This is a genomic window from Roseateles sp. P5_B10, from assembly GCF_056400485.1.
Genome location: NZ_JBFULE010000127.1, coordinates 1 through 10,690, shown reverse-complemented (window position 1 = coordinate 10,690; position 10,690 = coordinate 1). Strand labels below are relative to the sequence as shown.

At 71.2% G+C, this 10,690-nt stretch carries 6 protein-coding genes; 5 read left to right on the top strand and 1 reads right to left on the bottom strand.

From position 1 onward, the window contains the following. Nucleotides 1–134: 134 nt before the first annotated feature. Complete coding sequence (locus AC1DU6_RS10940; RefSeq protein WP_477857155.1) at nucleotides 135–1,649, bottom strand: FAD-binding oxidoreductase; 1,515 nt, start codon at nucleotides 1,647–1,649, stop codon at nucleotides 135–137. 101 nt (nucleotides 1,650–1,750) lie between these two features. On the opposite strand from AC1DU6_RS10940, the gene AC1DU6_RS10935 reads away from it, so the two are divergent. The 5 genes from AC1DU6_RS10935 to AC1DU6_RS10915 all read left to right on the top strand — a co-directional run. Beyond that, on the top strand, nucleotides 1,751–3,130 hold the full coding sequence (locus AC1DU6_RS10935) for a DNA recombination protein RmuC (protein ID WP_477857154.1): 1,380 nt from the start codon (nucleotides 1,751–1,753) through the stop codon (nucleotides 3,128–3,130). Further along, entirely contained in the window at nucleotides 3,127–4,302 is a 1,176-nt protein-coding gene (locus AC1DU6_RS10930) for an MFS transporter (RefSeq protein ID WP_056194955.1), read from the top strand. The genes AC1DU6_RS10935 and AC1DU6_RS10930 overlap by 4 nt, the downstream gene beginning before the upstream one ends. Before the next feature lie 55 nt (nucleotides 4,303–4,357). Continuing rightward, nucleotides 4,358–7,375, top strand: a complete 3,018-nt coding sequence (locus AC1DU6_RS10925; protein WP_457321900.1) for a CHAT domain-containing protein — start codon at nucleotides 4,358–4,360, stop codon at nucleotides 7,373–7,375. Nucleotides 7,376–7,387: 12 nt separating this feature from the next. Further along, nucleotides 7,388–7,999 carry a FecR family protein gene (locus AC1DU6_RS10920; protein ID WP_477857151.1) on the top strand — a complete coding sequence of 204 codons (612 nt, stop codon included), beginning with the start codon at nucleotides 7,388–7,390 and terminating at the stop codon, nucleotides 7,997–7,999. Beyond that, the coding region (locus AC1DU6_RS10915; protein WP_477857149.1) for a CHASE2 domain-containing protein at nucleotides 7,996–10,690 on the top strand (2,695 nt) is incomplete at its 3' end. The genes AC1DU6_RS10920 and AC1DU6_RS10915, both read left to right, overlap by 4 nt.

The window sequence follows — 10,690 nt, the reverse complement described above, 5'->3', positions numbered from 1 at the left end:
CCGTGGCGGCACGCCTGCCGGTGRACCGCGAGGCCGCTGCCAACCCCTGGGCCGCCACGACGGCCGAGCAGCGCGTGAAGGCGTTGGAGGCCCTCATCGAGGCCGAACTCCCGCGCGCCGTGGCCTCTCTCGTCTCACCCTAGGTCCGGCACAGCCTTGAACATCCCGGCCGGGTCGTAGGCCTGCTTGACCTGGCGCAGCCGCGCGAGGTTGGCGCCGAAATAGGCCTCGGCCGGCCTGGCCAGCAGGCCGTCCAGATAGTTCACATAGGCACCGCCGCTGCTCCACGCCTGCATCGTCGTGCGCATGCCGTGTGTCCAGGCCGCGGCCTCGTCCAGCGTTGCAGCCGCTGCGCTGACCGGAAACTCGGCCAGGTATTGGGCGCTGAAGAGGGCGCGGCGGTGCGCGAAGGCCGTCGCATCGGGCGCGACGCGAGCGATGGCGCCGCCCATCAGGTTGAGCAGCACGGCACCGGCGCGGCCGCTGTCACGACGCTGTTGCAGGGCCTGGCCCAGGGCGGTGACGCCGGTGGCATCCAGCGCGTTGTCGAAATAGTCCGAGCTGGCCGCCATGGCCACGCGGCCCAGCTGGCCGTTGGCGTTCTGGCTCGGCAGGTGGCACTGGGCGCGGCTCAGCGCCGCGCAACTGCCGAGCATGACGTCGCGGTAGCTGCGCGCCTGCAGCGTGGCGTCCGGCGGCGTGCGGCCGATGCGCGTGAGCAGGGCGCTCCAGTGCGGCTGCACGGTGGCCGCGTCGCCGATGGCGATGCCCCACAGATAAGCCCCCTGGCCTGACAGCGCGAGCTGGGACCAGGCCGTGTCTGGCAGGGTCTGTGGCCAGGCCTGCCAGGCCGCCAGGACGGCCGGCAGTTCGCTGAGCGCGAAGCTCGCACCGAACTGTGTCAACGGCGCGACGGCGTGGGTCTGGAAAGTCAGCGACGTGACCAAGGCGACCTGGCCACCGCCACCGCCACGCAGCGCCCAGAAGAGATCGGGCTGCAACGTGTCGCTGCATTCGAGCTGCTCGCCGCTGGCCGTGACGACGCGGGCCGATAGCAGCGCGTCGCAGGTCAGGCCATAGGCGCGGTCCAGCACGCCGATGCCGCCGCCCAGTGTGATGCCGGCAATGCCGACGCTGACGCAGCTGCCCGAGGGGATGCAGCGGCCGGCGGTGATGAGGCTGTCGTAGACGTCGGTGAGCTTGGCGCCGGCGCCGACGGTGGCGCGGTCGCCATCCAACTGCACGCTGTCCATGGCGCCCACGTCGATGAGCAGGCCGCTGCCGGTGCTGGCTCCGAGATAGCTGTGGCCGCCACTGCGGCCCGTGAAGGCGAGCTTTTGCTGCTTGGCGAAGGCCAGGGCCGAGACGATGTCGCCCGCGCTCGCGCAGCGGGCCACGGCCAGCGGCAACTGGCTGTCGTAGCGGGCATTTGCGCCGCGGTGCAGGCGGTCGAAGTCGGCTTGCGCGGGCAGCACCAGCTGGCCCTGCAGCTGGCGCGACAGGCTGTCCCAATCCGGCCCGGCCGGTGGGGCAGGCGCCGGCGCAGGAGAGGGCGCAGGTGCCGAATTCCCACCGCCGCCGCAGCCGGCCAGTCCGCCGCTCAACGCCGCCGCGCCGCCCAGCCCGAGAACAAAACGTCGTCGCTCCATCGCCCGCCTGACAATGCCAATAAAAGACCAGACGCTCGACTTTACGCGATACCAATAAGATACCAATGAAAGCGATTGCGCGCCGGGCGACAATGGCCCGCATGAGCCTGTTCGACGTGTTGATGCTGGGCCTGCTGGCCCTGGTTTTGGTCCTGCTGGTGTTGATCTGGGCTCGCCAGAAACCGCAAACCGGCGTGGCGCCCGAGCTGCTGCAGAGCAACGAGCGGCTGGAGCGCGAACTGCGCGACGAGCTGGGCCGCAGCGCCAGCGGCACGCGCCAGGAACTGGTGCAAGGCCTTGCCCAATTCCAGCAGGTGCTGACGCAGGGATTGCAGGGCAGCAACCAGTCCCTCGCGCAGCAGGCGCTTGCCGCACGCGAGTCGCAGGACGCCGCCGCGCAGCGCAGTGCGCAGGCGCAGGGCGAGTCCATGCAGCGCCTGACCGATGCAATGCTCGAGCAGCTCAAGGCCATGTCCACCAGCAACGAACAGCGCATGGCCGAGCTGCGCCATACCGTTGAGTTGCGCCTGACCAGCATCCAGCAGGACAACGAGAAGAAGCTCGAGCAGATGCGGGCAACGGTGGACGAGAAGCTGCACGCCACGCTGGAACAGCGCCTGGGCGAGAGCTTCAAGCAGGTGGCCGAACGCCTGGAGCAGGTGCACAAGGGCCTGGGCGAGATGCAGAACCTGGCGCGCGACGTGGGCTCGCTCAACCGCGTGCTGACCAACGTGAAGACGCGCGGCATCTTTGGCGAAGTGCAACTGGCGGGCCTGCTGGAGCAGGTTTTCACGCCGGAACAGTACGCAGCCAACGTGGCGACGCTGCCCGGCTCGTCCGAACKCGTGGAGTTTGCGATCAAGCTGCCTGGCCAGCGCGACGATGGCCAGCCACTCTGGCTGCCCATCGACGCCAAGTTCCCGCGCGAGGACTACGAGCGCCTGCTCGACGCCCAGGAAAAGGGCGACCCCGTGGCCGCCGAAGCCTCGGCCAAGGCCATCGAAATGCGCCTGCGGATGGRGGCGCGCACCATCCGCGAGAAATACATCGCGCCGCCGCATACAACCGACTTCGGCATCCTCTTCGTGCCCACCGAGGGCCTGTACGCCGAGGCCCTGCGCCGCCCGGGTCTGATGGAGAGCCTGCAGCGCGAACACAAGGTCATGCTCTGCGGCCCCACCACCTTGCTGGCCACGCTGACCAGCCTGCAGATGGGCTTTCGCACGCTGGCGCTGGAGAAACGCTCGGCTGAGGTCTGGGAAGTGCTGGGAGCGGTCAAGACCGAGTTCGGCAAGTTCGGCGAGGTGCTGGCCAAGACGAAGAAGAAGCTCGAAGAGGCCAGCAACACCATCGATCTAGCCGAGACCCGCACGCGCCAGATGACGCGCAAGCTCAAGAGCGTCGAGGCGCTGCCCGACGACGCAGCCCAGCGCATGTTGCAGCTCGACAAGCTCGTTGAGCTCGGCGAGGACGCCGAGTGACCGACTCCGCCCCAGCGGGGAAGAAGGCCAATCTGCGCCACGCCTTCGTGTGGCTGATCGCCACGATGATCTGCGTGCATGCCTGCATGGCCACCACGCGCGTGACCGCCAGCCTGTGGGTGCTCAACCGCGGCTATGGCGAGGCCTCGGTGGGCCTGCTGCTCAGCCTCTTCGCCGTCGCGCCCATCGTGCTGTCGCTGTGGGCCGGGCGGCTGGCGGACCGGCACGGCTTTCATCGGCCCGTGGGTGTGGGTGTGCTGATGGCCGGCTGCGGCGCGCTGCTGGCGTTGGCCGTGCAGCAGCTCTGGGCCATCGCCGTCGGCTGCCTGCTGTGTGGCGGTGCGGTCGCCGTCGCGGCCGTGGCGCTGCAGCGCGAGGCCGGGTTGATGGCCGACGAGCCGGGCGAGCTCAAGCGCATCTTCAGCTGGATGGCCCTGGGCCCGGCCCTGTCCAACGCGCTGGCGCCGGTGATTGCCGGGATTCTCATCGATCAGTTCGGCATGACGGCTGCCTTCGGCTTCGCGACGCTGCTGCCGCTGCTGGCCTGGGGTTTTGCGCAGAAGGTACCGCGCCATCAGCCCGAGCCACTGACCAAGAGCTTTCGCGAGCGCGCCGCCTGGCAGTTGTTCCGGCTGCCGGCCTTTCGCCGCCTCATCCTCGTCAACCTGGTGCTGTCGGCCTGCTGGGATGCGCACAGCTTCGTCGTGCCCGTGGTGGGCCATGCGCGCGGCCTGTCGGCAGTCAGCATCGGCATCGTGCTGGGCAGCTTCGCTGCCGCGGCCACCTGCGTGCGTCTGGCCATCGTGCGCTTCGCCGACGAACTGGACGAGGTCAAGGCCCTGCGCACGGCCATGGTGGTCGCAATGCTGACCTTCATGGCCTATGCCTGGCTGCCGGGCACCGTTGGTCTGATGTGCGGCTCCGCTTTGCTGGGCGTGGCGCTGGGCTCGGTGCAGCCCATGATCATGGCCATGCTGCACCACGTGACGCCGCCCGGTCGCCATGGCCAGGCGCTGGGCCTGCGCATGTTGACGGTCAACGGTGCGACGGTGGCCATGCCCGCCGGCTTCGGCATCCTCGCCGCGGCCACTGCCCTGGTAGCGCCGATGTGGCTGATGGCCTCGCTGTTGCTTGTGGCCCAGCTGCCGGCCAGACATCTGCGTCAGCAATAGCTCTCTGGCGCCGGTTGGCGCAAGCCCCCTAGCATCCGGCACTGGAGGTGGGGCGATGAGGATTCAGATCTGGTTTGCCGGCCTGCTGTTGGCCGCGTCCGCGGCCGTGGCTCAGGTGGAAGAAGACGACAGCGAGGCACCCGTCGTCATGGCCGAGGCCGAGGCGCAAGCCCTGCTCGCTGAAGCGCTGCCCGTCGAGCCCGCAGCCCGCTACGCGCTGCTGCAGCGCCAGGCCCGCGCGGCGCAGGCGCTGGAACAGCGCGGCAAATATGTGGAGCTGCTGCGCGAGCTGGCCACCTTTGGCCGCAGCCAGCCCGGCGGCGAGATCTGGATCCGCCAGTACCTCAGCGCCGAATTCATCTGGGGCAGCTCGGGCAAGTCCATGGCTGCGGCCGATGCCTTTGCCAGCGACGCGACGCTGAGCCTGCCCACGCGGGCGGCGGCCGCGCTGCGCCACGTCTACGCGCTGGCCCAGGCGCGCGACCGCGCGGTCATGGAGCGCATGTGGTCGCGTGCGCAGGGCCTGGTCAGGCAGGCGCAGGAGTCGCTCGGCGACCGCGACCCAGCGGCGACGCTGCGGCTGCGCGTCGACCACCTGCAGGTGCGCTCCGAGATCGAGCGATGGGAAGGGCGGCTGGCCGACGCGGTGGCAACGCTGCGGGAGGCTGTGCGCCTGGCGCAGAAGGGCGTGGAGGACGCGCGCAGACTCCCCAGCGGAGGCCAACGGCCGCTGCGCGACCCCGCCGTGCAGGACGCCTATGGCTGGTACGACGGCTCGCAAGGCATGCTGGTCTATGCCCTGGTGCGACACGGCCGCGCCCCCGAGGCCATCCAGATTGCCCAGGGCAATCTGGCGCTGTGGCGGGCCGGCCAACTGAGTGATGCGTTGGGTGCGCGCTGGAGCTACCGCCTTGGCCAGGCTCAGGTGGCTGCGCGGCAATATGCCGCCGCGCTGGAGAACGCCCAGCGCGCCGACGACATGCTGCAGCGCTCGGGCGCCAGTGCCGCCAGCCACACCCGCTGGCTGGCGCGCCAGGAGCAGGTGAGGGCGCTGATCGGCCTGCGCCGCTGGCCCGAGGCCGATGCCTTCTACCGCGACTTCCTGGCCAGCCTGCCCGCCGACAGCCTGGCCAAGGACCGCGCCAGCGACTGGCGGCTGCGCGCGTTGCTGGCCGCCAAGAACGGCCGCTTCGACGAGGCCCTGGACGCCGTCGAGCGCGTATTGCGCTATCGCCAGCGCCTTTACGGCGAGACCCATCCGCAGACGCAGGAGGCCAGCGGCGTGCGCGCCCTGGTGCGCATGCTCAAGGGCGATATGGCCGGCGCCTGGAGCGACTACCAGCCGCTGTTCACGGCCCTGCTGGACAACCCTGGCGGCTGGCAGGACCTGGACCTCAACGGCGCGCGTGGCTTCGTGCTGGGCCTGGCGTTTGACGAGTTCCTGCGCGAGATCGGCGCGCGAGCCCTGCGCGGCGAGGCGTTGGAGCCGGCCTGGACCGACCGCGCCATGCAGGTGGCCGACCGCCTGCAGGCCGGCGCCGCCCATCGCGCGCTGACCGACGCCACGGCACGCCTGCTGGCCGCGACGCCAGCCCTGCGCGCGCTGCTGGAGGAGGAGGCCAACCTGCGCGCCGCCGCCAGCTCGCGCAATGGGGCTCTGGCCACCCAGCTCAACGAAGAGGACCGCCTGCGCCGGCGCAACAGCAGCGAGGAGACCAAGGCCGAGCTCAAGGCCCTGCCCGACGCCGAACGCAAGAAGAGGCAGAAGGCCCTGGCCGATGAACTCGCCGCCGTGCGCGAGCAGGTGCGCCAGGGCCGGGAGCAGGCCCAGGCCGCGCGTGAGGTCTTGAACGCCCAGCGCGAACGCGTCGCCAAGGCCTACCCGGCCTATGCTGACCTCGTCACGCCTGCACTTCCGCCGCCCGCAGCGCTGCAAAAGCTGATGTCGCCCGGCGAGGCCCTGCTCGTCGTGCAGCCGCTGGAGGGGGCGACGCTGGCCTGGTGGGTCACGCCCGGCGCGCCGACGCGCTTTGCCGCGTCCAGCATCGGCGCGGCCGGCTGGGCCGACAAGGTGGTGCAGATCCGCACGGCGCTGGACCTGAGCACCGGCCGCCCGCCGACGCTGCCGACGGCCGCCCTGCATGAAGTCTGGCGCGAACTCATCGCGCCGCTGCAGCCCGGTGCCGATGTGAAGAGCCTGCTTGTCGCCGCCGACGGTGCGCTGGCGGCCCTGCCGTTTGCGGCCGTGCTGACCACACCCGAGCCCAGCGCCTTCGTTGCCCGCCGCATGGCCGTCACCCAACTGCCCTCGGCCGGCGCACTGTTCGCGCTGCGCCGCGCTGCCGCGCCGGCGCTGGCAACCAAGCCGCTGTTCGGCGTCGGTGACCCGCAGTTCAAGTCCAACGCAAAAACCACGATCCCTGCCGGCCGCGCCGCGTTGAACAGCAGCGCCACCAGGTACGACGCCGCCTGGGGTTTCAGCTATGGCGACATCCCGCCGCTGCCCGAAACCCGCATCGAGCTGACGGCGCTGGCCAAGGCCCTGGGCGCCAACCCGCACACCGATCTGCTGCTCGGCGCCGCCGCCACGCGCGAGGCGGTGCTGGCCGCGCCCCTGCAGGACCGCCGTGTCGTTGCCTTCGCCACGCATGGGCTGATGCCCGGCGAGCTGCCAGGCGTGTCCAAGCCCGCGCTCGCATTGGCGCCTGGCCCCGACGCCACGGCCTCGCCGCTGCTCGAACTCGACGACGTGTTGACCTTGCGCCTGAACGCCCAGGCCGTGCTGCTGTCGGCCTGCAACACGGCTGCGGGCGAGCAGGGCGGGGCGGCCATGTCGGGCCTGGTGCGCGGCTTCTTCTTCGCCGGCAGCCGCTCGGTGCTGGCCACGCATTGGGCGGTAGAGACCTCATCCGCCGCGGTGCTGACGGCCGCCACCTTCTCGGCCAAGGCGCCGCGGGCCGAGGCACTGCGCCTGGCTCAAGTGGGGATGATCGAGGGAACTCTCGGTGGCGGGCGCTGGACGCATCCGTTCTACTGGGCGGGATACGCCTTGTTCGGCGATCCATCTCGATAGGAGTCTGAAGAAATGCGTTTGCTGGTGTTGTGCCTGTCCCTGCTGAGTTCAGCCGCCTTGGCCCAGCAGGCCTGCGAGGTCATGGCCGTCAGCGGCGAGGCCCAGCGCGTCGATGRCAAGGCGCTGGCGGTGGGCGACAAGCTCGACGTCGGCACGACGCTGCGAACCGGCGCGGCCGGCCGCGTGCGGCTGAAGTTCGTCGACGGTTCCGTCGTTGTGCTGGCCGACAAGAGCCAGCTGCGCATCGAGGCCTTCAGCGTGGCGCCTGCCCAACCGCGGGCCGCCGAGTTGCTGTTGGAAACGGGCCTGATCGGCCAGCGCGTGACGCCGTCGGGCGGCGGCAGCTGGCGCGTGCGCACGCCCACCGCCGTGACCGCCGTGCGCGGCACCGAGTTCAGCGTCGAGGTCGGCGACGACCGCGCGACCGCCGTGCTGGTGAAGACCGGCGAGGTCGACGTCGAGCCTGCCGGCCCGCAGACCCGCGGCATCAAGCCACGCTACCCGGTGCGCCTGCAGAAGAAGCTCAACGGCACGCATTGCGATGGCAGCCAGTGCGTGGCGGCCATGGCTTGGGCGGCCGACAAGGTGGCTCGCGTCGAACAGCGCCTGGGGTCGCTGGATTGAGATCCCGTATCGGCTATGTGCTGATCGGCCTGGCGGCGGCCCTGCTGGGCCTGGCGATGCTGGCTTGGCGGGCCGACGTGCCTGTGCTGGAACGCCCCGACCAATGGGCGTTGGACTGGCAGACGCGCTGGCGCGGTGAGCTGGCGCCGGGCACCGAATTGCCGCTGCTGCTGGTGCGCGTGGACGATGCCGCACTGGAGTCCCTGGGCGGGCGCGTGCCCGACCGTGCCGAGATGGCGCGTGCCGTGCAGGCCCTGCAGGCGGGCGGCGCGCGCGCCGTGGCGCTGGACATCCTGCTGCTGCCCGGCGGCGGTACGCCCGAAGGCAGCGCCGCCCTGGCCGCGGCGATGAAAGCCTGCGCTTGCGCCCTCATTCCCTTCTCCCTGCCCGATGACGGCAAGGCCGACGCCGCCGCGGCGCCCGCGCCCGTGCTGGCCCAGGCCCTGCTGCGCTATGACGACGAAGCCGCGCTGGCGCGCAGCGAGGGCTACTACCGGCCGCGCCGCCTCGTCGCCCCGGAGGCCGTCCTGGCCCAGGCCGCCGCGGCCCTGGGCCACATCAGCGTGCGGCCGGAACCCGACGGCAGCATGCGCCGCGACCTGCCGCTGCTGCGCCTGAACGGCGAGGTCTATCCCTCCCTGCCGCTGCGCCTGGCCGCCTTCGCGCGCGGTGTCGACTGGCCTGCAGCCCGAGCCCGCTTCGGCGCGGAATTCACCGCCGGCAAGGGGCTGCAGTTCCGCCTGGACGAGCTGTCGCGCCTCGGGGTGAACTACTACGGTCCCGGTGGCCCGGCCAGCAGTTTTGACAGCGTGGGTTTTGCCGACCTGCTGGCCGGCCGCGTCGAGCCGGCGCGGCTGCAAGGCCGCGTGGTGGTCCTGGGCGTGTCGGCCCTGGCCGCCGGCGACCACGTGCCCACGCCCTACGACGCCCGCCTGCCGGGCATGGAGAGGATCGCCACCGTCACCGACAACCTGCTGACGGGCCGCAGCCTGGTGCGTCCGGCCTGGGGCGGCGCGGCCGAACTGGCCGCCGTCTTCCTGCTGCCCTTTGCCGCCGTGGCGCTGCTCGCCCGCCGCTCCCTGGGTGTCGCCTTGGCCGCCATCGTGCTGGGCACGCTGGCCCTGCTGGCCGGCGTGCAGTGGGCCTTCGAGAGCCACTACTTCGTCTTCGCAATGGCGCCGCCGCTGCTGGCCCTGGCCATCGCGACGCTGGGCGGCAGCGCACTGCGTGCCGGCATCGAGCAGGGCCGGCGCCGGGTGGCCGCGCGCCAGCTCGCCGCGAGCGAGCAGCGCTATGCCTTGGCGGCCCAGGGCGCCAACGACGGCCTGTGGGACTGGGACCTGACGACGGGCGAGGTCTATTACTCACCGCGCTGGCTGGCGCTGATGGGCCTGTCTGCCGCCGAGGCCGGCCATGCCATCCAGGCGTGGACGCAGCCCCTGGAGCCTGCCATGCGCCACGCCTTCGAGGCCGAGCTGCAGGCGCATCTGGACGGGCAGAGCCTGCAGTTCCACCAGGTGCTGCATTTCCATCAGGGTGGCCAGGAGCGCTGGCTGCTGGCGCGCGGCCTGGCCGTGCGCGAGGGTGAAGGTAAGAGCGCCAGGCCGGTGCGCATGGCCGGCTCGCTGACGGACATCTCCGAGAGCCAGCGCCTGCAGCAGCAGATCAGCTTCGACGCCCTGCACGACCGCCTCACCGGGCTGGCCAACCGCGTGCTGTTCCGCGAGCAGCTGACGCAGCTGCTGTCCGGCGTGCTGGCGCCCGAGACCGGCCTGCTGCTGCTCGGCCTGGATGGTTTCCGGGCCCTGAACGAGACCCACGGGCCCGTCGTTGGCGATACCGTGCTGACCGAGCTGGCCAGCCGCCTCAAATCGAATTTCGGAGCGCGTCATCTCGTGGCGCGCATGGGCCCCGACCAGTTCGCACTGCTGCTGGCCGGTGGCGACAGCGCGGCCGACTTGGGCCGCCGCGTGCAGGCCCTGCTGCAGTCGCCCTTCAATGTCGCGACACCCATGCTGCAGCTCACCGCCGGCATCGCCTGGGCCCAGCGCCGCCATGGCCCGGCCACGGCGGACGAACTGTTGACGGCGGCTGAAGGGGCGCTCGCTCGCGCCAAGGCTGGCGGCCCTGGCCAGACGCATGAGTTCGACCCCGCCGAGCAGCTCGTCGAACAGTCGCGCCGCTGGCTGCGCGACGCCATCGACGCAGCCCTGGCCAGCGGCACGCAGTTCGAGCTGCACTACCAGCCCTTTGTGCGGCTGTCGGACCGCGCCCTGCTCGGCTTCGAAGCGCTGATCCGCTGGCGCCATCCCGAGCGCGGGCTGATCATGCCGGGCGACTTCATCCCCGTGGCCGAGGCCAGCGGCCAGATCTGCGCCATCGGCCGCTGGGCCCTGCTGGAGGCCGCGGGCCAGCTGCGACGCTGGCAGCCGCTGGGCTTCACCGGCGAGGTGGCCGTCAACCTGTCCGGCGTGCAGCTGGAGCGCGACCTGGAACTGCTGGCCGACGCCCGCGCCACGCTCGCGGCGCTGGGCGACGTGCCCACGCACCGACTCAAGCTCGAAGTCACCGAGAGCATGGCCATGGCCAACCCGCAGCGCAGCGCCGAGGTTCTGCAGGAGCTGGCGCGCATGGGCTTCAAGCTCAGCATTGACGACTTCGGCACCGGCTACTCATCACTGGCCTATCTGC

Excerpts from the sequence above, each read along its gene's own strand:
- AC1DU6_RS10940 (WP_477857155.1), bottom strand. The coding sequence starts at position 1,649 with ATGGAGCGACGACGTTTTGTTCTCGGGCTGGGCGGCGCGGCGGCGTTG.
- AC1DU6_RS10925 (WP_457321900.1), top strand. The coding sequence starts at position 4,358 with ATGAGGATTCAGATCTGGTTTGCCGGCCTGCTGTTGGCCGCGTCCGCG.